The following is a 22,610-nucleotide window of genomic DNA, read 5'->3' as shown; positions in this document are numbered from 1 at the left end:
ACGCTGTTCGGGTGGAACGCGGCCGGATGTACCTCTTCCTGGCGCTCGCGAACCTCTTCTGGGCCGGCAACTACGTGTTCGGCGAGATGGTCACGCGGGAGATCTCGCCGATCTCGCTGACGTTCTTCCGCTGGGCGTTCGCGGTGCTGCCGCTGCTCGGCCTGGCGTGGCTCATCGAGCGGCCGAACTGGCGCGAAGCGTGGCGCGAGTGGAAGCTGCACCTGCTGCAGTCGGTGCTCGGCCTGACCGGGTACACGCTCCTGCTCTACGCCGCGCTGGGGCTCACCGGGGCGGTGAATGCGGCGGTCATCAGCGCCATCAACCCGGCCACGATCGCGCTCGCCGCGGCGATCTTCCTGCACGAGCGGCTGAACCGGGTGCAGGCGCTCGGCATCGTCGTCGCCTTCGTGGGCGTGACGGTCGTGCTCACCGGCGGCGACCTCGTGCAGCTCGTCGAGCAGGGCTTCGGCGTCGGCGACCTGCTGGTCATCGGCTCGGTGCTCGCGTGGACCGTGTACTCGCTCATCTCGCGGCGCCTCGTGACGCCGCCCATCACGGCGACCTCGGTGCAGGCGGTGTTCGCCGTCGTCACGATGCTGCCGCTCATCGCGTTCACCGGCGTCTCGCTGCCGTCGTCGCCGGCCGGCGCCCTCGGGCTGGCCTACATCGTGGTCTTCCCGTCGATGGCCGGGTACGCGCTCTGGAACATCGGCGCCTCGAAGGTCGGACCGTCGCGCGCGGGCATCTTCCTCAACCTGCTGCCCGTGTTCACGGTGGTCATCGCGCTGGCGTTCGGCGCCACGCTCGAGCTGCCCGCCGTCATCGGCGGCGCGATCGTGATCGCGGGCGTCCACCTCACGCTGCACCAGCACAGGTCGCGTGGGGCGGTCGGGCTCGACGGATCAGCGTCCGGGCTCTCCAGCGATCCGGTCGAGCCAATCACGAAGAAGCGCCCCGAATAGCTCGGGCCGCTCGAACTGCAGGTTGTGACCCGCGACGTCGAGCACGGCGAAGGTCGCGGCGGGGTAGCGCTCCACGAGACGCCATTGGTCGCGGTACCCCACGATCCAGTCCTGCCGGCCGGCGACGATGAGCGTGGGCGCGGTGAACGGCTCACCGCGCTCGATCGGCTCCTCGAGCCCGTAGTCGGCGCGGATGCGCGCGACGGCGGCGGGGTCGCCCGCCGCCAGGCCGGGCGCGACCTCGGTGCGGAAGCGTTCGAGCGCCTCGGCGGACTCGACCACCGCGACATCCGTGAATTCGGCGGCCTCGGCGGGATCGAGTCCTGCGATCAGCTCGGGGTCGGGGCGGCGCACGGTGCGCGCCGGCACGCGGCGGGCGGACGCCTCGGCGACGACCATCGGGCAGACCAGCGCGAGCCCGAGCACCTGCGCCCGCCGCCGCTGCACGAGCGCCCGCGCGAGGTAGCCGCCGTACGACTCGCCGACGAGGAGGAACGGCTCGTCGCCGATCGCCTCGTCGATGAACGCGTCCACGCGGTCGAGCACGTCGCGCGTGCTCGAGACGCCGTCGCCCGAGGATGCGCCGAGGCCGGGCAGGTCGGGGTAGAGGCGCCGGATCGGCTCGCCCTGCTCGAAGAGCGGCTCGAGGCATCCGCTCATCAGCCGATGGTCGACGGGGAAGCCGTGCAGGGCGAGCAGGGGCAGCCCGGAGCCGTGCTCGAGGACGTTGAGGGCCGGAACGGTCACGCTCGCACCCTATGGGGCGGTCCCGACATCCGCACCGTTGCCGACGCACAGCGGCGCCGGGGCCGCCGCCCGGTACGATGGACGCCCGTGGCACTCACCATCGGAATCGTCGGACTCCCGAACGTCGGCAAGTCGACCCTCTTCAACGCACTGACCAAGAACCAGGTGCTCGCTGCGAACTACCCGTTCGCGACGATCGAGCCGAACATCGGCGTGGTGAACCTGCCCGACCCGCGGCTCGAGACGCTCGCCGGCATCTTCGGCTCCGAGCGCATCCTGCCCGCGACGGTGTCGTTCGTCGACATCGCCGGCATCGTGCGCGGCGCGAGCGAGGGCGAGGGCCTCGGGAACAAGTTCCTCGCGAACATCCGCGAGGCCGACGCGATCGCGCAGGTCGTGCGCGGATTCGAGGACTCCGACGTCGTGCACGTCGAGGGCGTCGTCGACCCGAAGAACGACATGGAGACGATCAACGCCGAACTGATCCTCGCCGACCTCGAGACGCTCGAGCGCGCCATCACGCGCTACGAGAAGGAGGTCAAGGGCAGGAAGCTCGACCCCTCGGTGCTCGCGACCGCGAAGGAGGCGCAGGAGGAGCTGCAGAAGGGCACGCCCCTCTCGGCCTCGAAGGTCGACATCGCGCCCATCGCCGAGCTCGGCCTGCTCACCGCGAAGCCCTTCATCTACGTCTTCAACGTCGACGAGGCAGTGCTGACGGATGCCGCGAAGAAGGCCCAGCTCGCGGCGCTCGTCGCGCCCGCCGAGGCCGTGTTCCTCGATGCGAAGATCGAGTCCGAGCTCATCGACCTCGACCCCGCGGATGCCGCGGAGCTGCTCGCGTCGACCGGGCAGGATGAGTCGGGCCTCGACCAGCTCGCCCGCGTCGGCTTCGACACGCTCGGCCTGCAGACCTACCTCACCGCCGGCCCCAAGGAGTCGCGCGCCTGGACCATCCGCAAGGGCTGGAAGGCCCCGCAGGCGGCAGGCGTGATCCACACCGACTTCGAGAAGGGCTTCATCAAGGCCGAGGTCATCTCGTTCGGCGACCTCGTCGAGACGGGCTCGGTCGTCGAGGCCCGCGCCAAGGGCAAGGCCCGCATGGAGGGCAAGGACTACGTCATGCAGGACGGCGACGTGGTGGAGTTCCGCTTCAACGTGTAGTTCGCCCCGATCAGGGATTTTGCAACACAGCTGGCATTGCCTCTCCGGGGATTGCCAGCGCCACTGGATCGGACCCTCCGGTGATGGATATGCTCCAGCCAGCACGAGGAGTACCGCTGACCGCCGGACAACTTCTCATTCGCATGGGGATCGTCTGCATTGTCCGTGGGTTGGAGGGGTTTGTCTTTGAGCCAGATCATCGTCGAGCCGAGCCCGGCCGGGAGGCGTGGCTTGCGGTGGTGGGCATGGGCGCTGATCGCACTCGCGGTGGTCGTGGTGCTCTCAGTCTCTGTTCTGGGCGTCTTCGCCTACATCGGGCATAGTCTGAGCGAGACGAGTCCGGACCAGCCGTTCATCGATGGTTCGCCGCAGCAGCCGGACGCGAAGGCTCCACTTGCGTGCCCCCAATGGTGCTTCGAACTGGACGCCGTGGCGCGGATGGCGATCTCCGCCGAAGACGTGGCCCAACTGTCGATCCAAGATGAGCGCTACGGCGTGGGGGCGCTCGAGCCGAGCACTGTGGCCGCGGTCGCACCGGCCGCAGGAGCGCAGTGGCTCGCGCTCGGAGGAGACGAGGAATGCGCGTTCCTGCCGGCCAATGCGCCGTACGTCGCTGCCGGGCCCGATAGCGCCTCAGCAGACCCGATCAGCTGGGTGCAGACGTGGGAGACGGACGACGAGGTGGTCGACATCGCGGCCCGCGCCTTCTCATCGACTGAGGAAGCCAGCGCATTCATGCGCGACCTCCACGAGCGAGTTGCTGCCTGCCCCTGGCAGGACTTGGACATACCCACAGCGGGCGGCCTCGATTCCAGTCTCGTGCAGGTCACTTCGCAAGCGGCCATCGATGTGCCGAACGAAGTCGCCGCAGTTGGATGGGTGCGCGAGGGGACCCCAGGTCCTCGCTGGCGGTCGTACGTGTGGGACCTGCAGCGCGGCAACCTCGTTGTCCAGGTGCGTGTCCTCACGGACGGTCGCATCCTCGAGCAGCAGGTGGCGACGTTCGCCGAACTCTTGGCCGGGCGACTGGGCCACCTTGAAGCGGCAACGCTCTGAATGAGTGCGACGTACGCAAGAGCAGGTCGAGGAGCGTTGCATGCCAGACGTTGTTCAGTGACGCAACGTGGTCGAGTTCCGGGGTCAACGTATAGCGGCGGCATCCGGCCTTCGAGACCCGTCGAGATGACGCAAAGTGCCGCTTCGCGGCGTGGGAAGCGGCACATTGCGTCATCTCGCGGTTCGGCCGCGGGCGTGACGCCCGATCGCTTCTCGAGCATCCGCCGACGACCGGGCTCTGGGAATGGCTGAGCGTGCGCAACGACCGATGCCTCGGCATCGTCGCGGGATTCCGTCCGCATTGCGATCCTTCTTCACGGTCGAGCCGCGACGATGGCCCACGGTCCGATCGTTCATATTCGATGAGGACGTCTGGATGGCCATTCGCGGTGCCTTCATCGCGATGGCGGGGTTCGGCTACGGCGTCGTGTCGGTGATCGAAATCGTCCGCGGCAACTGGCATCCCGTGTCGTTGGCCATCGGGCCGGCACTCTTCGTTATCGGCGGCGGCTTATCCTTCGTGACCTGGGTCGGGCGCACGAAGCGGCTGTCCGACGTGAAGCGGCCCGTCGAAATGATGGCAGATCGATTCAACGAATGATCGAATCCGTCGTGGGCATCCTCGTGAGGTTCCTCGTCTGGCCGGTCGAATGGCTGCTCGAGGCCGTCCTCGGGGCAGCGTTCGAGCGTCTCCGGCGTTGGGTCGACAGGCGCGCTGAGCCGGAGGAGCGATTCGAGAGCGGCATCCGGATCGTGTCAGGTCGACAGCCGGGCTTCACGGTCGGCTGGCGGGAAGGCGTTGCGACGATTCGGCGAGGAGTGATCGAGTTCGAGGAGCGAGTGATCGAGGTCGTCGCGGTCGAGCCGTCGATGTCGGGACCCGACGATGGCCCTCCAGTTCCCGGCGAAGCCCGCACGATCGTCCGTGTCCAGACTGAAACCGCGGAGCTCGACTGGGCCGTGGATGCTGATCAAGTGGACTCCGCCCAGGCTCTTCTCCGGACAAGGTGAACGGACCTCCGCGCCGCACTAACGTGGGGGAACCAGCGCTCTCGCTCCAGGTCGAAAGGAGGACGTGTTGCTTCTGCACATCGGCGTCGGTCTCCTCTTGATCGCCTGGGGTGTGATCCTGATCACGAGTCCGCTCTGGTTCGCAGAGCAGAACAGACGCGGCCTCGAGAAGATCTGGGGGCCCGGCAACTGGATCGTCAAGTCGATCGAGGCCCAGAAGGATCCCCTGCAGGTGTACCGGCGCATGGGTGTGTCCTTCGTGGTGTTCGCGGTGGTATGGACGGCACTGGCGATCGTGTTCATGGTGCGCACCGGGCAATGGTGAACCCATCGAAAGGGGGAGAGGAGTGCCGCATGTCGTATCCCTGCCCATGCTGCGGTCATCTCACCTTGGGGGCGCCGCACGGCAGCTACGACCTGTGCCCGGTGTGCTTCTGGGAGGACGACCCCGTCCAGCTTCGTTTCCCGACTTCGCCGCTGGGGCGAACGGGTACTCGTTGATACAGGCGCAGCGAACCTTCGCCGCGACAGGCGTGTCTGAATCGAGGTTCGCCTCCAACGTGCGACCCCCGCGGGAGTCCGAGCCTCTGGACCCGGGATGGCGCCCCATACGTCTGGACGAGGACGACTTTGAGTCCGGGAGCCGATCGGATGCCGGAGGCACTCGGGGTGGCTCGTTGTTCGATCCATGGCCCGACACCTCGATGCGAGATCCGTGGCCCGACGACCCCGACCGCGCTGTACTGGTGGCGTCCGACCTTCTGGCGGCGAAATGAGGAGGACCACAGCGATGACTGACGTGATCGTGGTCGGGGCCGGGCCCGCCGGCATGATGCTGGCCGGCGAGCTGGCCCTGGCGGGCGTCGACGTCGCCGTCGTGGAGCGCCGCACGACCTCGGAGCTCGTCGGCTCCCGCGCGGGCGGCTTCCACTCGCGCACGATCGAGATCCTCGACCAGCGCGGCATCGCCGATCGGTTCCTCGCGGCCGGGCAGACGGCGCAGACGGCGAGATTCGGGACCTCCGTGCTCGACATCGGTGACCTCCCGACGCGGCATCCGTACGGCCTCGCGCTGTGGCAGAACCAGATCGAGCCGATCCTCGCCGGCTGGATCGAGGAGCTCGGGGTCCGCGTCGAGCACGGCCGCGAGGTGACGGGCTTCGAGCAGGACGCGGACGGCATCGAGGTCGAGTTCTCCGACGGCGAGACACGGCGCGCGAGCTACCTCGTCGGGGCCGACGGCGGCCGCAGCGTGATCCGCAAAGCGGCGGGGATCGAGTTCCCCGGCTGGGAGGCGACACGCAGCAACCTCATCGCCGAGGTCGAGGTGACGGAGGAACCGCCGTCGGGCATGCGTCAGGACGAGTCGGGCGTCCACGGCCTCCTGCCGATGCCGGGCGGGCCCACCTATCGCGTGGTGACGACCGAACGCCGGCTCGTCACGGCCGCGGAACCGACGCTGGTCGATCTCAGCGACGCCCTGACCGCCGTCTACGGCACCGACTTCGGCGTGCACGATCCGACGTGGATCTCGCGATTCACGGATGCCACGCGGCAGGCTGCGACGTACCGGAACGGGCGTGTCCTGCTCGTCGGGGACGCCGCGCACATCCACTATCCCGCCGGCGGTCAGGGGATCGGGCTGGGCATCCAGGACGCCGTCAACCTGGGATGGAAGCTCGCGCAGGTCGTGAGCAGTGTCTCGCCGCAGTCATTGCTCGACACGTACACCGCCGAGCGGCATCCCGCCGGAGCACGAGCGCTCGAGCTGTCGATGGCCCAGACGGTGCTCCAGCGCGCCGACGCCCGCACCGGTGCGCTGAACACGACCATCGACGACCTCCTGTCGATCGACCCGGCGCGCACGCAGCTCGCCGCCCGCATCCACGGCCTCGACGTCGCCTACGACCTGGGCTCGGGGCATCCGCTGGTCGGCCGACGGATGCCGGACCTCGACCTCGAGATCGCGCGCACCCCGACGCGGGTCTACGACCTCCTGCACGATGCCAAGCCCCTGCTGCTCGACTTCGCCGACCAGCGGCGGTTCGAAGCCTCACCGTGGGCGGACCGCGTGCGGGTGGTGGACGCGCGATTCACCGGCGCGTGGGTGCTGCCGGTGCTCGGGGAGGTCACGCCGCCGACCGCCGTGCTCGTGCGGCCCGACGGCCACGTCGCCTGGGTCGAGGACGGGACCGAGGAACCCCTCGCCGACGCGCTCACGCGCTGGTTCGGCCCGGCTTCGCCCGCCTCGATCTCGGGTGGGCGCTGACGGACCTGCTCAGTCGACCGTCGACCCGTCCGCCGCATCCTCCGATCGCAGGCGCGGCTCGGTGCGCAGGTGCGGGCGCAGGCCGGCCTTGTCGGCGTAGAACGCGCGAATGCGATCCATGTCGGCGGGCACGTCGCCGGTGAGCTCGATCGTCGGGCCGAGGCCCGTCGTCATCGTCGTGCGGTCGACGTAGCCCAGCGTGACGGGCATCCCCGTCTCACGGGCGATGCGGTAGAAGCCAGACTTCCAGTACTCGTTCGCACCGCGGGTGCCGTCGGGCGTCACGACGAGGCCGAACACCTCGCCCGAGTGCACCCGATCGACGACCTCGCCGACGACGCGGCCCGGGTCGGAGCGATCGACCGGGATGCCGCCGAGTGCCCGCATGATCGGCCCGCGCCATCCGGCGAACAGGCTCTTCTTGCCGAGCCAGCGCACGTCGATGCCGAGCCGCCAGGCAATGCCGAGCATGAGCACGAAGTCCCAGTTGGAGGTGTGCGGCGCGCCGATGAGCACGGTGGGGCGATCGGGCGCCGGCTCGCTGACGAGACGCCAACGACTGCAGGCCCAGTAGACGCGGGACACGAGTCGTCGGAGCATCCGGCAACCGTAAGCCACGCCGTATGTCCGGCGCGGCATGCGATGGCGACTCGATCGAGCGGATGCCGGGCCCGCGGTGCTCACCCGGCCACGACCGCTGCGTCGGGGAAGCCGGCACGATCGAACATGAGCGATTGTCACGAACCTCTTGCATCCTGCGCCGACCGGCGTATGATCATCCTCACCACCGGAGGACGCTCCGGCATAGAAAGGCCCCGACGAGTCGACAGACGCCAGGGCCTTTCAGGCTGTCTGGGGGTCATTCGCGCGTCTGGCGACGTTCGACGGCGACATTCCCTCCACCCGTGCAAGACTCGGGCCAGGCGCGACATAAGCAGTGCGTGAGGATCGTCAGCACCGCCGCAGCCGCCGACACGACCGAGGGGGTGGCGATGCCCGACGGTGCCGATGCGACATCCCAGAGCCTCGACGACCTCGCGTGGTTCACTGACGTCGTCCGCGAGCATTCGACGGCGCTCGTGCGCTACTTCGCCCGTCGCGGGCCTCGTCAGGACGCCGAGGACCTCGCCGCGGAGGTGTTCGCGACCGCCTGGCGTCGCCGCAGCGACGTTCCGCGTGAGGCCGTGCTGCCATGGTTGTACCGTGCAGCGGGCTTCACCCTCGCCAACCACCGCCGCAAGCTCGTCGACCTGCCGGTCGACGAGGTGCCCGAGACCGGATCGGCGCGCGTCGCCGACGATCCCGAGTTGAGCGCGCTCTTCGACGCGGAGCTGCGCGGCGCGCTCGAGAGCGTCGGTGAGCGTGACCGGCGCATCCTGCTGCTGCACGCCTGGGAGGGCCTCGACGGCGAGGAGCTCGCCGCCGTGCTCGGCATCTCCCGATCGGGTGCGGATGCCGCGCTCTCGCGTGCGCGCAAGCGACTCCGCGAGGTGTGGGGCGAGCGGCTCACGTTCTGACGCGGCGTGTCGGGGCAGGTCCCGGGCGGACAATGGAGGCATGGCGGAGCGCCGGGGAATGGCCGTGCGGGTGGTCACGACGCGCTGGATCGTGCGCGCCCCCATCCCGGTGTTCCGCGCCGGGTTCGGCTTCGCGTTCGGTGGCCGCCTCATGATGCTCGAGCACCGAGGTCGCGTGTCGGGCAAGCGACGGTACACCGTGCTCGAGGTCGCCGAGCACGAGAGCCCGACGAGCCTCATCGTCCCGTCGGGATTCGGACCGCATGCGGACTGGCTCCAGAACCTCCGGGCCGAGCCTCGCTGCGGGGTCAGCGTCGGATGGCGCACCCGGGTGTCGGCCCGGGCGACCGTGCTCGACGCCGCCGAGAGTCGGGTGAAGCTCGCCCGGTACGCGGCGCAGCATCCGGTGCTCTGGCCGAGGCTCGAGCGCCTCATGGCCGAGGCGACGGGGGAGGACCCACCCGTGATCCCGCTCGTGCGGCTCGAGTTCGCCGAGCCGGCGCGAGTCGCCCAACGTGGCGCCTGGAGGATCTCGGCCCCGCGGGTGTCGTCCGCCTGACGGCCCGGGGGCGTGCGGTGCCGGCACGCGAGTGCACCGGGCCAGGAGTGGGCGCCGCCCGCGGTGCAAGGTCCGGGCTGCTCGGCACACATCCCTCAGTGAACGGATGTCACGGAGGGTGATCGACATGAACGACCGGCACGACGACGAGCTCGACCCCGTCGAGCGGCTGCGGTCCGCCGACCCCGCCGCGAGCATCGAGCCGAGCTCCGGCTTCGCCGACGGGGTCGTCGCACGAGCCGCAGCGGATGCCGCGGGCGAGGGCGCTCAGACGGCCGACGCCACGTCGTCCGAGACACCGCCCGTCGCCGACCTCGCCGCCGAGCGGGCCCGCCGCCGCAACCGGTGGCTGACGGCCGCGGCCGTCGCGGCATCCGTGCTGATCGTCGGCGGAGCCGGCTACGCCGTCGGCGCGACGACCACCGGGACCAGCACCGTCGCCGGCGGTGCCGCGCCGCCCATCTCGCTGCAGTCGGGAATCGGCGCCGCGACCGAGCAGGGCGTGCCGCAGCCCGACGCGGCCGCCGGTGCACCCGAGAGCGCCAAGATGGCGCCGGGTTCGGGCGCGACCGATCGCATCATGCCCTACGGCTACGGCCGGAACGACTTCAGCGCGTCGGGCCTGTCGACCGACGAGGGCACCGCGACCGCCTACGCCTACGACGCGCGCGCGGCGTCGAACGCCGAGACCGTCGGCGCACTCGCCGCGGCGCTCGGCCTCTCGGGCACGCCCGAGCTGAAGGACGGCGGCTGGGTCGTCGGCCCGCAGGACGGCACCTCGGCATCCCTCTGGGTCGGGCTCGACGGCACGCTCTCCTTCTCGTACTGGGATCCGCAGCTCAACCCGTGGCAGTGCGCACCCGACGCGACGGCCTGCGAGCCGACCGGCACGCCACCGAGCGAGGCGGCGGCGATCGACGCATTGCGCTCGCTCATCTCGGCCGCCGGACGGGATCCCGGCGACTTCGAGTTCGCCTCGCAGGTCTACGAGGGCTCGCCCACGCGCACCGCGCAGGCATGGCTGCTCGTCGACGGCCAGCGCACCGACCAGGGCTGGTACCTCGAACTCGCGGAGGACGGCATCGTCAATGCCTCGGGCGCGCTCGCCGAGCCCGTGCAGCTCGGCGAATACCCGATCGTGAGCGAGCAGGAGGCGTTCGAGCGCCTCTCCGACCCGCGCTTCGGACCCGAGGTGATGGCCATCCCGTTCGCAATGGAGGCCAGGGCGGCCGACGCGACGGCGGCGATCGAGCCCGACGCACCCACCGAGTGGGTGCCGCCGACGGAGCCGCCCGCGGTCCCGTCCGGAGGCACCGCGCTCGCGTGGCCCGTCAACGACGTCGAGATCGTCGAGGCCCGCCTCGGGCTCGCGACCCACTGGCAGCCCGACGGCAGCGTGCTCCTGGTTCCGGCCTACGAGTTCACGGATGCCGCGGGCGGCACCTGGTCGGTCATCGCCGTCGCCGACTCCAAGCTCGACTTCGCGACCGAATAGCCCGCGGACGGGGGTCCGCGGGCCCGTAGCGCCGGAGCGGCTCGATGCGTACCCTTGGCAGATGCTCGCATGCCCCGAACACGACCTCCCGGTCGAGCGCCACGAGGACGTGGACGCCTTGGACACCCGACTCGGTCGACGCACGCCGCAGGTCTGGTACTCCTGCAACGAGGGGTGCCACCTCTCGGGCCAGGAGCTCGTCGACGACTAGTCGCTGCCGGCGATGACGTCGACCGTCCGACTCGCAGCAGGCGGGCGCCGATCGGAGTGGAGCGATGATGAAGCAGGTGGCCGACGGCGTCTGGGTGCGCCAGAGCGAGTGGGTGTGGAGCAACTCCACCGTGGTCCGCGTCGACGACGGGTTGATCCTGGTCGATCCCGGCATCGACGGTGCCGACCTGAACGCACTGGCCGATGAGATCGAACGTCTCGGCCTCCCGGTGATCGCCGGATTCTCGACGCACCTGCACTGGGACCACCTGCTCTGGCACGCCCGCTTCGGCGACGTCCCGCGCTATGCCACCGCCTCGTCCGCCCGGGCGGTCGACGCTGTGCGGGAGCTTGCGCAGGCGATGGCGGCCGAGAGCGCCGAGGGCGTCCCGCTCGAGCTGATCGGGCTCCTCACTCCGCTGCCCGCCGACGGTGGACCGGTGCCGGGCGAGCTCATCGAGCACGAGGCGCACGCCATCGGCCACGCCGCCGTCCTCCTCGCGGACCGCGGCGTCCTGATCGCCGGCGACATGCTCTCCGACGTGCTCATCCCGCTCCTCGACTTCCGCCGCGACGGTCAGGTCGACGCCTACTCAGACGCCCTCGACGAGCTCGGGGCGGCCGCTGCGCACGTCGAGGTCCTGATCCCCGGGCACGGCGCCGTCGCGGAGGGTCCCGAGGTGGCGGCTCGCGTCGCCGCCGATCGCGCCTACATCGACGCGCTGCGACGTGGCGAGGAACCCGTCGACGCGCGCCTCGAGCAGGAGTGGCTCGCCGGTCCGCACCAGTCCAACGTCGAGCAGGCCCGGCGCTCGACCGCGTGACGGTCGGAATCGTCGCGATCGCGATCGCGAGCCCGCCCTATCGGCGCCGGCGCGCCGAGGGCTAGGGTCGAGGCATCCCGCGACGGCGCGGGGGTGGGGAGCCGGCCATGAGCAATCACGTCTACCGCGTCACCGAGATCGTCGGGACCTCTCCCGAGGGCATCGACACCGCGATCCGCAATGCGATCTCCCGTGCGACCGCGACCCTGCGGCACGTCGACTGGTTCGAGGTCGTGTCGGTGCGCGGCGAGGTCGAGGGCAACGACGTCGCGCACTACCAGGTCACGTTGAAGGTGGGATTCCGGCTCGAGGACTGACGCCCGCGACGAGCGGGCCCGACACCTCACGGCGCAGGCGTGCGTCGACGGGGAGGCGCAGCCCGAGCCGCTGCAGTTCCGCGGCCATCCAGGTGCGCCGACGCCCGGTGCGGAACCGGTGCACGAGCCAGCCGACGAGGATGTCGGCGACCCCGCCGATGTAGACCAGCCAGAACCACCACTGGTAGCCGGGCGCGGCCAACAGGTACACGACCCCGACGATCAGCACCACGATCCCCGCTGCGTACGCGACCGAGCCGACCGCGCGCATGGTGGGGAGCAGCGGGGCGGCCTGTCGGAGCGACCAGACGATCGCGTGGTCGTCGCGCAGCTGCTCGAGCAGTCGCCGCTCCGACGAGGGCGGCATCGAGTCCAGCACGGAGGTGAGGCTCTCTGCGCGTCGCAGGTCGTCGGCGTTCGAGCGGAGGCGCGGCACGATGATGGCCCCGGCGATCGTGATCAGCGTCACGATGATCGGGATGACGATCCCGTCCACCTCCGTGGGCCCCGCGACCTGGGCGTGAAGCATGCTCACCTTCTCTCGCCTCGGCCACAGGCTAGCAGCGGCCCCGAGCGGCCCGGACAGCCGCCGCGGTCGAGGTCCGCCGCGAGGCGTGGCGGTTGTCGCCGGGCCGTGCGAGGCTGGGCGCATGCCCGAATCCCCTGAGGTGCAGGCACTCGCCGACGATCTCGGCCGGCGGCTCGCCGGTCATGAGATCCGCGGCGTCGACGTGCTCGAGTTCCGGGTCACGAAGACGCGAGCGCGTCCGCTGGAGTCGTTGATCGGTCGCAGCGTGACCGGCGTCACCCGCCGCGGCAAGCTGCTCGACGTCACCCTCGATGACGACGCGCACTTCGTCGTGTCGCTCGGGCGGCACGGCTGGGCGCGCTACGGCGGCGCCGAGGCATCCGTCACCGAGGCATCCGTCACCGAGCCATCCGTCACCGAGCCATCCGTCACCGAGGCGCCGAACGCCGAGGCCGAGCCGCCACCGCCCGCGCTCGTCTCGATCGAGTTCGACGACGGCACGACGGTCGAGCTGACGGATGCCGGTGACTGGATCTCGCTCGGCGGCTGGGTGGTCGACGACCCCTTCGAGGTGCCGGCCGTGGCCAAGCTCGGGCCCGACCCCGCCGACCCGGCGTTCACGCGAGCGGACTTCGACGCGGGGGTCGTCGGCCGGCGCAAGCAGGTCAAGGCCGTGCTGCAGGAGCAGGAGTCGCTCGCGGGCATCGGCAACGCGTACTCCGACGAGATCCTGCATGCGGCGCAGCTGTCGCCCGTCGCCCACGCCGCGTCGCTGGGCGGCGACGAGCTCGACCGCCTGTTCGCGTCGACGGTCGGCGTGATCTCCGACGCGGTCGCGGCGAGGAGCGGGGTTCCCATCGACCAGCTCAAGGCCGCCAAGGTCGCCGCCATGCAGGTGCACGGGCGAACGGGGGAGCCCTGCCCCCGGTGCGGCGACGAGATCCGCGACTTCTCGTTCGCGAGCACCACCGCGCAGTACTCGGCGACCTGCCAGACGGGCGGCGAGGTGCTGCCGCTGCGCGAGTCCTAGCGACGGACCCGGCGAGGACGCTCGTCGGAGCCGGCCGACCGGCCGGCCCAGCCTCGGACGGCGCGGCCTCAGCCGGCCGAGACGAAGCCCGTCGACAGGATGGACAGCAGCATCGTCAGCCACACGATGAAGAAGACCACGCTGAAGGCCGTGAGCGCGTAGCCCGCGATGAGCCCGGTGAGCGCGAGCACGCGGCCCTCTTCGCCGGTCCGAGCGATCTGGCGCAGGGCGAGATGCCCGGTGATGATCCCGGCGATGGGGGCGATGAATCCGGCGATGATCGCCACGATCGAGAGCACGTTGGTTCGGGAGACGGCAGGGGCCGGCGGCGCGGCGGGATACGCCGTTGCGGGGGCAGCGGGGGGCAGGGTCATGATTGGGATCCTACGGCTGGATCGGGCGCGGACGTAGGGTCGTACCGTGGACGCCCGCATCCTGCTCGTGCGGCACGGCGAGACCGACTGGAACACCGAGGGGCTGGTGCAGGGCCGCACCGACCTGCCGCTCAACGCGCGCGGGCGCGAGCAGGCCGACGTGGTGGCGCGGGCGCTCGCGGGTCGCGGCATCCGTCGCGTCGTCAGCAGCCCGCTGCGCCGCGCGACGCAGACGGCGGAGGTCATCGCCGACGCCCTCGGCCTCGACGGCTTCGACGTCGACGCCGGCCTGGTCGAGCAGGCCTTCGGTCGCGCCGAGGGACGACGCTGGGCGGATGCGACCGCGGAGTTCCCCGACGGCGTGCCCGGAGTCGAGGACCGACCCTCCGTCGTCGCCCGTGCCACGGCGGCGCTCGAGCGCTGGGCCCTGCCGGGGGAGACGATCGCAGCGGTCACGCACCGCGGCGTCATCAACGCGCTCCGCCTCTCGGTGGGGGAGCATCCCGACACGGTCACGCCCGCGTTCGGGAACGCGTCGATCCACGAGCTCGTGCTCGCCGGCGGTCGGCTTCGCGCAGTGGACGATCACGACGACCATGCGTGAGGCTCAGTCGGGCGACCCGAGGGGACCGGTGCCCGTCCCGTCGGGCACGCTCAGCACCTCGAGGAGCTCCTCGCGGCCGCTGCCGCCCGACACCGCGAGCGTGAGCACCGGCCCGACGCCCGGCGCGTAGAACTTCAGCTCCTGGACGTCGGGTTCGAGCGGCGTCGTGTCGCGGGTCAGCACCGCGCCGCTGAACGAGCCGTAGGGCACCTCGACGAGCTCGGAGTCGCCGAGCACGGCGCCGGCGTCCTCCGCCTCGCCGGCGAGGTACTCCTGCCGGTACGTCATGCCCGGCTGCGGGTCGGCCGGCATCGCGATGCCGGGGAGCGCGCCGTCGACGCCCGCCTCGAAGCTGCCTTCGCGAGACACGACCTCGCCGCCCTCGAACTCCGCGGCGTCCTCGCCGAGGTACCAGATGGCGCCGTCGGCGTCCTGCGCGTACCAGTCGAACGTGTCCTCGACGAGCTCGCCGCCCCGCGTCACGGTGTCCCGCACGACGCGTGCCTCGATGCCGTTCGCGATCCGCTTCGTCTCGGAGGTCACCGTGACGCGCACGGTGAGGTCGCCCTCGGGATCGGTCTCGCGGTACACCCACTGCGTGCCCGGCGTCATCGGCCAATAGGGGTTGTCGATCTCGGTGGTGAAGTCGGCTGGGTCGAGCTCGACGGGGTCATCGCCCTGGGGCAGCGGTGCGGCCGAGCCGGGTTTCGCGGAGCCGTCGGCCGGGGCCGTGGACGCGGGCACCGGCGCGGACGCGATGCAGCCCGCAAGTGCCGCGATGGCCGTCGCGGCGACGACGAGGGCCGTGAGCCTCCTGCTGATCGAGTCCATCGGATGCCTCGATTCCCGCGCTCGCACGGCGCGGTGCCCCTCCAGCATCCGTCGTGGTGCGCCCCGCCGCGAGGGCGGAGTGCCGTTCGGCCTCAGCGGCCGGCGCGGATCCCGGCCCGATCGGCGAGCCGGCGCTCGAGGTCGGCCTCGGACTCGACGAACCACACGTGGTCGGCGCGGTTCGACTCGCGCACGTAGTCGCGCAGCGCGTCGCTCTTCGCGACGTGGGCGCTGATGTCGCCCACGACCGCGAGCCGCAGGCGGTAGTTCACGAGCTTCTGCGTGACCTCGCCGGCCAGGCCGGTCTTCAGGCGGAAGAACTTCGGATCGAGGCGCTCGACGGGCACGGCGATGAGCTCGGCCTGGTGCGACCAGGCCGAGCCCACGAGGTCGGTGGCGTCGTCGGGCGTCGAGATGGGCTCTCCCTCAGCCTCGAGGAGGAGCACGCGGACGCCGTGGTGTTCGTCGATGCGCATGAGACGACCATAGCCCCCGGACGGGGGTGGCGGGTCATCGCTCGCTACGGCGAGCCGAGGCAGGTGACCTGGTTGATCCAGCCGTAGGCGTAGTCGTCGTTCCCGTAGACCACGGGGATCGCCTCGTCGGCCACGACGTCGTCGAACTCCATCGTGTCGGTGACGTCGGGCAGGAGGGCGTCGGCGTCGTTCGAGAACCCGAGCTGCACCTGCAGCGTCTCGCAGTCCGACTCGGTGAAGAGCGCCGCCTCCCAGCAGCCCTGTGCGAAGTCCGCCGAGCAGTCGGCGTCGTAACGTCCGTCCAGGTAGAACTCGAGCGCCGCCGGGAACGCGAAGTACGTCTCGCTGGATTCGTACCGCTCGACGCCGTCCTCCGACACGTCCGGGCCGTCCGACACGTCCGGCACGTCCGAGCCGTCCGAGCCGCCCGGTACCCGCTCGTCGATCTCCTGCTCGATGGCCTCCTGCGCGGTCGTGGCCGCCTGCGTCACGAGGTTCATGGCGCCGATGGTCCCGAACGTGATGAGCGCGAGGAGCGCGACCCCGCCGGCGACGATGCCCGCGATCGCCCCGCCCGAAAGGCCCCGCTTCCGCGGGGGCGCGGCCGCGGCATCCGTCGTCGGGGCCGCCGCCCCCTGCAGCAGCACCTGCCGGGCGGTCGCCAGCGTGGTCGCCCACTGCTCGGCCTCCCGGCGCTGGGTCGGGTCCTGGTAGCGCGACGGATGCCGCGTCCAGTACTCCTCGGAGTAGGCGCGCTCGACGAGCTCGACGGTGAGGGGTGCGTCGGGGAAGATGCGCAGCACCTGCCGCGCCGTGATGGGGTCCACACGGCGATCGTACGGGGAGAACGGCCAGATGTCGCTCGCGGATGAGACGATGGCATGGTGCCCGAGCTGCCCGAGGTCGATGCGCTCGTGGGGTTCCTCCGCGAGCGGGCGGTGGGCCATGCCGTCACCGGGGCGACCGTCGCCGCCATCTCCGCGCTGAAGACGTTCGATCCCCCGCTGCAGGCGCTCACCGGGCGCACGATCGACGGCGCGCAGCGGCACGGCAAGTTCGTCGACCTCGAGCTCGGCGACCTGCACCTCGTGTTCCACCTCGCGCGCGCCGGCTGGCTGCGCTGGTACGAGGAGCTGCCGAAGACCGTGATCCGCCCGGGCAAGTCGCCCATCGCCCTGCGGGTGCGGCTCGACGACGGCTCGGGGTTCGACCTCACCGAGGCGGGCACCAAGAAGTCGCTCGCGGTCTACGTCGTGCACGACCCCGCCGAGGTGCCGGGCATCGCGCGCCTGGGTCCCGATCCCACGGCACCCGACTTCACGCTCGACGACTTCGCGGCGATCCTGAAGGGGCGGCGCACGCAGGTGAAGGGGCTGCTGCGCGACCAGTCGGTCTTCGCCGGGGTCGGCAACGCGTACTCCGACGAGATCCTGCACAACGCGCGCATGTCGCCCTACGCGCTCGCCGCGAACCTCAAGCCCGACGACGTCGAGCGCCTCTTCCGGGCGCTGCGCGACACGCTCGACGAGGCCGTCGCCGGAGCGGCCGGCCGGCCGCCCGACGAGCTGAAGGACGGCAAGCGCAGCCGCATGCAGGTGCACGGCCGCACGGGCCAGCCGTGCCCGGTCTGCGGCGACACCGTGCGCGAGGTCATCTTCGCCGACTCGACCTTCCAGTACTGCCCCACCTGCCAGACGGGCGGCAAGCCGCTCGCCGACCGGGTGCTCTCGCGCCTGCTGAAGTAGGTCTCCGCGTCACTGGGCTGGGGCCGAACCCCGATGTCGGATGCCGCTGCGAGACTGTCGACGATGACGTACCTCCACACCCCTCGCCTCCTGCTCACCTCCCTCACGCTCGACCACCTCGACGACTACCACCGCGTCTACGGCGACCCGCGCACGTGGGAGCACCTCCCGAGCGGTCGCCACGTCGATCGTGCCCAGTCCGCCCGCGCCATCGAGCGCTCGATGGAGAGTCGCCGCGAGCACGGGTTCGGTCACCTGGCGGTCACGCTGCGCGAACCCGTCGGCGAGCTTCCACCCGGTGGATTCATCGGCACCGCCGGCGCCGCGATGCTGCCGTTCGGGGCGTGGAACCTCGGCTATCGGTTCCTGCCCGAGGCGTGGGGGCGCGGGCTGGCGGGCGAGGCCGCCGCCGTGTCGATCGAGGCCGCACGCGCCACCGCGCCCGACGCCCCGGTCACGGCGCGCGTGCTGGCGAACAATCCCGCGTCGATCCGCGTGCTCGAGCGACTCGACCTCGAGCTCGTGTGGCAGGGCGTCTCGTCGACCGCGCCGACCGGGCCCGACGACACGACCCACCTCGAGCGGCTGGTGTTCGCCGACCGTCCGCTCGACGAGGCGATGCTCCGCGAGGTCATCGCCCTCGGCTGATTCCGGGGGCAGACTGCTTCCATGGCCATCTCCGAGACCGACCTCGTCCACCTCCGCCGCGCCGTCGCCCTCGCCGAGGAGGCCGCCGACGCCGGCGACGGTCCGTTCGGCTCCGTGCTCGTCGACCGCGACGGGGTGGAGCGCTTCGCCGATCGCAACCGCGAGCAGAGCACCGGCGATCCGACGCGGCATCCCGAGATCGAGATCGCGCGCTGGGCCGTGACGCACCTGACCCCCGCCGACCGCGCCGCCGCGACCGTGTACACCTCGGGGGAGCACTGCCCGATGTGCTCGGCGGCCCACGCGTGGGTCGGACTCGGCCGCATCGTCTTCGTCGCCTCGTCGGCGCAGGTCGCCGATTGGCGCGCCACGGCCGGCGCGGGCCCATCGGCCGTGGCGGCGCTGCCCATCGCGGTCGTCGCGCCCGGGCTCGTGGCCGAGGGACCGGTCGACGGACTCGCCGACGAGGTCCGCGTGCTCATCGAGCGCGAGGCCGCGTCGGGAGCATGATGCTCCCACCGGCCACCTGACGCGCGAACGGGCGACGGAGCGTGGTGCTCCGCCGCCCGCACGGTGGTTGCCCTTAGACGGGGCGCCCGGTCTCGGTGTCGCGGCGCTCACGCGCCGCGGCCTGCGCGTCGAGGGTCGCGCGTTCGTCGCGCGCGACCTGCTCGCGCTCCGCGGCCGCCCGCTCGTCGGTGGCGGTCTCGCGGTCGTCCACGGCGGCGACGCGGTCGTCGTGCACGGCCGTGCGCTCGTCGCGGGCGGCCACCTGCTCGTCGCGGGCGGCGACGTGCTCGTCGCCGTGGGCCGTGCGCTGGCCGGCGCGCGCCTCGGCGACCGCGGCGCGGGCCGCGTCCTCGTCCCGCACCACGTCGGGGTCGACGTCGTCGGCCTTGCGGAGGCGCTCGTCGGTCTGCGTGCGCAGCTGCTCCGCGTCCGCCCGGTGGGCGGCGCTCTCGCGCTCGAGGCGCTCAGCCTCGAGCTTCGCCTGCATGGCGGCGGCCTCGGCCTGCTTCGCCGCGGCCGCCGCGGTCGCGGCGTCCGCCTCGCGCTCGCGGCGCGAGACGTCGGACTCGTACGCGTCGCGGCGCAGCTCCTCGGCCTTGCGGCGCTCGGATTCGAGGTGCGCCTCGCGGCGGCGCCGGCTGGTCATCAGCCACGCGACCACGATGATCGCGATGACGACGACGATGCCGACGATGATCCAGATGATGGTGCTGGTTTCCACAGGGAACCGCCTCCTCGGGTCGGGTCGCCTCCAGCCAAGCCCGCGAGGACGCGTGGCGGCAACGCCTTGCCAAACGCGGTCGAGTGCGGGATCATCCGCGCGCACGTCCCGCGCCGGCGGGCTCCCGAGAATCCGCCCGACCGGCGAGGAGGTCGTCCAGCAGACGCTCGAGCACGGCGAGGCCGTCGGGCGAGGTCACCGACTCGAGGTGCCCCTGCACGGATGCCGCGCCGGGCCCGCGCAGCGCGTCAACCACGCCGGTCGTGGCATCCGCGGCCACCTCGAGCCCGAGTCGCGGCGTGGTCGGACCCGCCGGTGCGAGCGCGGAGAACGTGTTGTAGAAGCCGATGGCCGCGCGCTGTCCGAACACGTCGACCTCGAGTTGCACGCCCTGGCGCGGCGCGAGCAGCGGCGCGAGCTCGAGCCCGGCGAGGCCGGCGAGCACCTGGTGGCTCAGGCAGACGGCGAGGAGCGGTCGACCCGTCGCGAGCCGTGCCGCGATGAGCTCGCGCATTCGAGCCACCCGCGGGTCGGCGAGGTCGCGCGGGTCGCCAGGACCGGGACCGAAGACGACGAGGTCCTCCGATGGCACCTCGGCCGCGTCGTGCCACGCCACGACGCGCGGCTCGAACCCGAGGTGGCGGAGCTGGTGCGCGAGCATCGTCGTGAAGTCGTCCCCGGCGTCGATGACGAGTGCGGTCGCCGCCCGGGAGGGCCGCGCCGCCTGCGGCGACCGCCAGAACGCTGCGAGTCGGTCGTTGCGGGATTCGAGCAGGGTGTCGAGCCGCCCGGGGTCGAGGCGGCGCTCGGGAGCTGCCGCACGTGGGAGCGCACCGAGGGCCGTGAGCACGCCGGCGGCCTTCGCCCGGGTCTCCGCCACCTCGCCGTCGGGGTCGGAGTGGCGCACGAGGGTCGCGCCGACGGGCACGCGAACGTGGCCGACGCCGTCGAGGTAGGCCGTGCGGATGAGGATCGGCGCGTCGACGTCGTAGCCGCCACGGCGCGGGGTGAAGCGGGCGAGGACGCCGGCGTAGTAGCCGCGCGGGGTCGGCTCGTGCCGGGCGATCACCGCGCACGCATTGCCCATCGGCGAGCCCGTGACGGTCGGCGCGAACATCGTGCGGCGCAGCACCTCGCGCGGGTCGAGGGCGGAGCGTCCCTCGAGCAGGTACTCGGTGTGCGTGAGTCGCGACATCCGCTTGAGGAATGGACCACGGATGCGCCCGCCGTCGGGGCAGACGGCGCTCATCATCTTGAGCTCCTCGTCGACGACCATGACGAGCTCCTCGCGTTCCTTCACGTCGTCGAGGAACGCGAGCAGGGCATCGTCGTCGCGCCCGGTGTCGCCGTGCCGGAACGTGCCGCTGATCGGATTCATCGAGACGACCCCGTCGATCGACGACACGTGCCGCTCAGGCGTCGCACCCACTGCGGCGAGCTCCGGGGTGCTGAACGCGAACGTCCAGTACGCGCCGCGCTCGTGCTCGAGGAGCTGCCGGAGCCAGCCGAGCACCGCGACGGCGGGCGCGGCATCCGTCGAACCCGTGAACTCGCGGCGGATGACGAAGTTCGCGCCCTCGCCGCGCCCGATCTCGTCGTCGATGACGCGGCGCACGACGTGGGCGTAGTCGGCGTCGCTCACGTCGACGTCGAGGTCGTCGACGATCACCGGATGCCGCGGCAGCAGTCCGATCGCCTCGGCGACGCCGAGCGACTCGCGGTCGCGCACGACGAGGCAGCGGATGGGCGCTCCGTCGTCGTGCGCCGCGAAGCCGCGCTCGCGCACCTGGCGGAACGGCACGAGCGCGAGCACCTCGGCGCCGTCGAGCGGGATATCGGCGAGGCGGTCGACGTCGACGGCGTCGCCGACGAGCACGTCGAGCACCGGTTCGTGCTCGCGATGGATCACCGCGAACGGGGGCGCGTCGGCGGCGAGGAGCGAGGGGAGCAGGCGGGTCATGTCGGTCTCCGGTCGGGCCCTCGGCCGGAACGTCCCCGCACATGCGAGACGACCGCCCTCGGGCGGTCGTCGTGCGTCGGTACGCGTGGAGGGCCGCCTAGGAGGCGGGCCACCAGGTGCGGATCGACGCGGTCATGACGAGCACTCTATGGCATGCCATCGACCGGCGCACCCAGCGTGGCGCGCCGTTACGATGCGATGGTGCACGCAGACCCCCGTTCCCAGAACCTGCCGCCGGCGTCGCCGGCGTCGGAGCCCGTTCCCTCCCTCGTCGCGCGGCTGCGCGCCGCCGGCTGCGTCTTCGCCGAGGACGAGGCGGTGGTCCTCGCGGCGGCGGTCGAGGGCCGGACGGATGCCGCGTCGGAGCTCGAGCGCCTCGTCGCGCGGCGCGTGGCAGGGGAGCCCCTCGAGCAGGTGCTCGGCTGGGCGGAGTTCGCCGGCCTGCGGATCGTGGTGGAGCCCGGTGTGTTCGTGCCGCGGCGGCGCACCGAGCTCCTCGCCGCTGAGGCCGGTCGGCTCGCGTCCGCCGTCGCCGGGCGGCCCGCGGTCGTGGTGGACCTCTGCTGCGGTGCGGGCGCGATCGGCGCGGCCGTCGTCGCCGCGGTCGAGGGCGCCGGGGGCCGGGTCGAGCTCGTCGCCGCCGACGTCGACCCCGTCGCGGTGCGCGCCGCGCGGCGCAACCTCGAACCGCTCGGCGCCCGGGTCGTCGAGGGCGACCTGTTCGACCCCCTGCCGCCCGACCTCCGGGGACGCGTCGACGTGCTCGCGGTGAACGCGCCGTACGTCCCGACCGCGGAGATCGCGATGATGCCGCCCGAGGCGCGCGACCACGAGGCGCCCGTCGCGCTCGACGGTGGCGACGACGGCCTCGACGTGCACCGACGCGTCGCGGCATCCGCTGCGGAATGGCTCGCAGCCGGCGGTCACCTGCTCATCGAGACGAGCCGCCGCCAGGCGGCCCGCACGACCGCCGCGGTCGAGGCCGGTGGGCTCGAGGCGCGCGTGCTGCGCGACGACGAGCTCGACGCGACGGTGGTCGTCGGACGGCGCTGAC

Annotated in this window: 28 protein-coding genes and 1 pseudogene; 20 read left to right on the top strand and 9 right to left on the bottom strand. The window is 71.8% G+C overall.

All coding sequences use genetic code 11. The annotated features are described in order from the left end of the window. The first annotated feature begins 11 nt into the window (after window positions 1-11). Complete coding sequence (locus tag ACWEOH_RS18915) at window positions 12-962, top strand: DMT family transporter (RefSeq protein WP_452033597.1); 951 nt, start codon at window positions 12-14, stop codon at window positions 960-962. Here ACWEOH_RS18915 and ACWEOH_RS18910 read toward each other — a convergent pair. Next, window positions 903-1,709, bottom strand: a complete 807-nt coding sequence (locus ACWEOH_RS18910; RefSeq protein ID WP_452033595.1) for an alpha/beta fold hydrolase — start codon at window positions 1,707-1,709, stop codon at window positions 903-905. The two genes, ACWEOH_RS18915 and ACWEOH_RS18910, sit on opposite strands and share 60 nt — an antisense overlap. 87 nt (window positions 1,710-1,796) lie before the next feature. On the opposite strand from ACWEOH_RS18910, the gene ychF reads away from it, so the two are divergent. The 7 genes and pseudogenes from ychF to ACWEOH_RS18875 all read left to right on the top strand — a co-directional run bounded on the left by ychF (window position 1,797) and on the right by ACWEOH_RS18875 (window position 7,206). Continuing rightward, window positions 1,797-2,870, top strand: coding sequence for a redox-regulated ATPase YchF (ychF, locus tag ACWEOH_RS18905; RefSeq protein ID WP_452033593.1), 1,074 nt, complete (start codon window positions 1,797-1,799; stop codon window positions 2,868-2,870). A gap of 186 nt (window positions 2,871-3,056) precedes the next feature. Next, window positions 3,057-3,926 carry a hypothetical protein gene (locus ACWEOH_RS18900; protein WP_452033591.1) on the top strand — a complete coding sequence of 290 codons (870 nt, stop codon included), beginning with the start codon at window positions 3,057-3,059 and terminating at the stop codon, window positions 3,924-3,926. A gap of 376 nt (window positions 3,927-4,302) precedes the next feature. Continuing rightward, window positions 4,303-4,527 carry a hypothetical protein gene (locus ACWEOH_RS18895; protein WP_452033590.1) on the top strand — a complete coding sequence of 75 codons (225 nt, stop codon included), beginning with the start codon at window positions 4,303-4,305 and terminating at the stop codon, window positions 4,525-4,527. After that, on the top strand, window positions 4,524-4,937 hold the full coding sequence (locus tag ACWEOH_RS18890; RefSeq protein ID WP_452033588.1) for a hypothetical protein: 414 nt from the start codon (window positions 4,524-4,526) through the stop codon (window positions 4,935-4,937). Before ACWEOH_RS18895 ends, ACWEOH_RS18890 begins: the two co-directional genes overlap by 4 nt. A gap of 67 nt (window positions 4,938-5,004) precedes the next feature. After that, on the top strand, window positions 5,005-5,262 hold the full coding sequence (locus ACWEOH_RS18885) for a hypothetical protein (RefSeq protein WP_452033587.1): 258 nt from the start codon (window positions 5,005-5,007) through the stop codon (window positions 5,260-5,262). After that, window positions 5,214-5,713: pseudogene (locus tag ACWEOH_RS18880) on the top strand (CPCC family cysteine-rich protein). Before ACWEOH_RS18885 ends, ACWEOH_RS18880 begins: the two are co-directional and overlap by 49 nt. A gap of 14 nt (window positions 5,714-5,727) precedes the next feature. Beyond that, entirely contained in the window at window positions 5,728-7,206 is a 1,479-nt protein-coding gene (locus ACWEOH_RS18875; protein WP_452033585.1) for an FAD-dependent monooxygenase, read from the top strand. Window positions 7,207-7,215: 9 nt separating this feature from the next. Here ACWEOH_RS18875 and ACWEOH_RS18870 read toward each other — a convergent pair whose 3' ends face one another. Next, window positions 7,216-7,806, bottom strand: a complete 591-nt coding sequence (locus ACWEOH_RS18870; protein ID WP_452033583.1) for a 1-acyl-sn-glycerol-3-phosphate acyltransferase — start codon at window positions 7,804-7,806, stop codon at window positions 7,216-7,218. A gap of 341 nt (window positions 7,807-8,147) precedes the next feature. On the opposite strand from ACWEOH_RS18870, the gene ACWEOH_RS18865 reads away from it, so the two are divergent. From ACWEOH_RS18865 to ACWEOH_RS18840, 6 genes are all read left to right on the top strand, one after another. After that, entirely contained in the window at window positions 8,148-8,723 is a 576-nt protein-coding gene (locus ACWEOH_RS18865; RefSeq protein ID WP_452033581.1) for an RNA polymerase sigma factor, read from the top strand. A 40-nt stretch (window positions 8,724-8,763) separates the two neighbouring features. Next, on the top strand, window positions 8,764-9,282 hold the full coding sequence (locus ACWEOH_RS18860; RefSeq protein ID WP_452033579.1) for a nitroreductase family deazaflavin-dependent oxidoreductase: 519 nt from the start codon (window positions 8,764-8,766) through the stop codon (window positions 9,280-9,282). Between the two features lie 127 nt (window positions 9,283-9,409). Beyond that, window positions 9,410-10,777: a hypothetical protein gene (locus ACWEOH_RS18855; protein ID WP_452033577.1), complete on the top strand. Its 1,368-nt coding sequence runs from the start codon at window positions 9,410-9,412 to the stop codon at window positions 10,775-10,777. A 61-nt stretch (window positions 10,778-10,838) separates the two neighbouring features. Continuing rightward, a complete protein-coding gene (locus tag ACWEOH_RS18850; protein ID WP_187432672.1) occupies window positions 10,839-10,988 on the top strand; it encodes a hypothetical protein in 150 nt (49 codons plus the stop codon). A gap of 64 nt (window positions 10,989-11,052) precedes the next feature. After that, window positions 11,053-11,811, top strand: coding sequence for an MBL fold metallo-hydrolase (locus tag ACWEOH_RS18845; RefSeq protein WP_452033575.1), 759 nt, complete (start codon window positions 11,053-11,055; stop codon window positions 11,809-11,811). A gap of 107 nt (window positions 11,812-11,918) precedes the next feature. Further along, window positions 11,919-12,128: a dodecin gene (locus ACWEOH_RS18840; protein WP_148734436.1), complete on the top strand. Its 210-nt coding sequence runs from the start codon at window positions 11,919-11,921 to the stop codon at window positions 12,126-12,128. Here the strand turns inward: ACWEOH_RS18840 and ACWEOH_RS18835 are convergent. Next, on the bottom strand, window positions 12,094-12,657 hold the full coding sequence (locus tag ACWEOH_RS18835) for a hypothetical protein (RefSeq protein WP_452033573.1): 564 nt from the start codon (window positions 12,655-12,657) through the stop codon (window positions 12,094-12,096). The genes ACWEOH_RS18840 and ACWEOH_RS18835 overlap by 35 nt on opposite strands. Before the next feature lie 121 nt (window positions 12,658-12,778). Between ACWEOH_RS18835 and ACWEOH_RS18830 the strand changes: the two genes are divergently transcribed. Further along, window positions 12,779-13,687: a DNA-formamidopyrimidine glycosylase family protein gene (locus ACWEOH_RS18830; RefSeq protein WP_452033571.1), complete on the top strand. Its 909-nt coding sequence runs from the start codon at window positions 12,779-12,781 to the stop codon at window positions 13,685-13,687. A 68-nt stretch (window positions 13,688-13,755) separates the two neighbouring features. On the opposite strand, the gene ACWEOH_RS18825 is transcribed toward ACWEOH_RS18830, so the two are convergent. Then, a complete protein-coding gene (locus tag ACWEOH_RS18825) occupies window positions 13,756-14,061 on the bottom strand; it encodes a DUF4190 domain-containing protein (protein WP_187432673.1) in 306 nt (101 codons plus the stop codon). A gap of 46 nt (window positions 14,062-14,107) precedes the next feature. Here ACWEOH_RS18825 and ACWEOH_RS18820 point away from each other — a divergent pair, with 46 nt between their 5' ends. Beyond that, entirely contained in the window at window positions 14,108-14,665 is a 558-nt protein-coding gene (locus ACWEOH_RS18820) for a histidine phosphatase family protein (protein ID WP_452033569.1), read from the top strand. 3 nt (window positions 14,666-14,668) lie between these two features. On the opposite strand, the gene ACWEOH_RS18815 is transcribed toward ACWEOH_RS18820, so the two are convergent. The 3 genes from ACWEOH_RS18815 to ACWEOH_RS18805 all read right to left on the bottom strand — a co-directional run bounded on the left by ACWEOH_RS18815 (window position 14,669) and on the right by ACWEOH_RS18805 (window position 16,799). Next, the gene (locus ACWEOH_RS18815) at window positions 14,669-15,496 is read right to left on the bottom strand and encodes a hypothetical protein (protein WP_452033567.1); all 828 of its coding nucleotides are present in this window, start codon (window positions 15,494-15,496) and stop codon (window positions 14,669-14,671) included. A 92-nt stretch (window positions 15,497-15,588) separates the two neighbouring features. Continuing rightward, window positions 15,589-15,972 (bottom strand): DUF4180 domain-containing protein, encoded by a 384-nt coding sequence (locus ACWEOH_RS18810; protein ID WP_452033565.1) that lies wholly within the window; start codon window positions 15,970-15,972, stop codon window positions 15,589-15,591. Window positions 15,973-16,016: 44 nt separating this feature from the next. Next, window positions 16,017-16,799 (bottom strand): hypothetical protein, encoded by a 783-nt coding sequence (locus tag ACWEOH_RS18805; RefSeq protein ID WP_452033563.1) that lies wholly within the window; start codon window positions 16,797-16,799, stop codon window positions 16,017-16,019. 57 nt (window positions 16,800-16,856) lie between these two features. On the opposite strand from ACWEOH_RS18805, the gene ACWEOH_RS18800 reads away from it, so the two are divergent. From ACWEOH_RS18800 to ACWEOH_RS18790, 3 genes are all read left to right on the top strand, one after another. Continuing rightward, window positions 16,857-17,717: an Fpg/Nei family DNA glycosylase gene (locus tag ACWEOH_RS18800; RefSeq protein ID WP_452033919.1), complete on the top strand. Its 861-nt coding sequence runs from the start codon at window positions 16,857-16,859 to the stop codon at window positions 17,715-17,717. A gap of 63 nt (window positions 17,718-17,780) precedes the next feature. Then, the gene (locus tag ACWEOH_RS18795) at window positions 17,781-18,365 is read left to right on the top strand and encodes a GNAT family N-acetyltransferase (RefSeq protein ID WP_452033561.1); all 585 of its coding nucleotides are present in this window, start codon (window positions 17,781-17,783) and stop codon (window positions 18,363-18,365) included. 21 nt (window positions 18,366-18,386) lie between these two features. Then, on the top strand, window positions 18,387-18,875 hold the full coding sequence (locus ACWEOH_RS18790; RefSeq protein WP_452033559.1) for a nucleoside deaminase: 489 nt from the start codon (window positions 18,387-18,389) through the stop codon (window positions 18,873-18,875). A gap of 73 nt (window positions 18,876-18,948) precedes the next feature. Here the strand turns inward: ACWEOH_RS18790 and ACWEOH_RS18785 are convergent, their stop codons facing one another. Continuing rightward, window positions 18,949-19,596: a hypothetical protein gene (locus ACWEOH_RS18785; protein ID WP_452033557.1), complete on the bottom strand. Its 648-nt coding sequence runs from the start codon at window positions 19,594-19,596 to the stop codon at window positions 18,949-18,951. 91 nt (window positions 19,597-19,687) lie between these two features. Then, window positions 19,688-21,556 (bottom strand): anthranilate synthase family protein, encoded by a 1,869-nt coding sequence (locus ACWEOH_RS18780; protein WP_452033555.1) that lies wholly within the window; start codon window positions 21,554-21,556, stop codon window positions 19,688-19,690. Between the two features lie 198 nt (window positions 21,557-21,754). Here ACWEOH_RS18780 and ACWEOH_RS18775 point away from each other — a divergent pair, with 198 nt between their 5' ends. After that, window positions 21,755-22,609: a putative protein N(5)-glutamine methyltransferase gene (locus ACWEOH_RS18775; protein WP_452033553.1), complete on the top strand. Its 855-nt coding sequence runs from the start codon at window positions 21,755-21,757 to the stop codon at window positions 22,607-22,609. Window position 22,610: the final 1 nt, after the last annotated feature.

The organism is Agromyces sp. NPDC004153 (genome assembly GCF_053603635.1).
The sequence above is the reverse complement of the archived record's forward strand: the minus strand, read 5'-3'. Positions and strand labels throughout refer to the sequence as shown.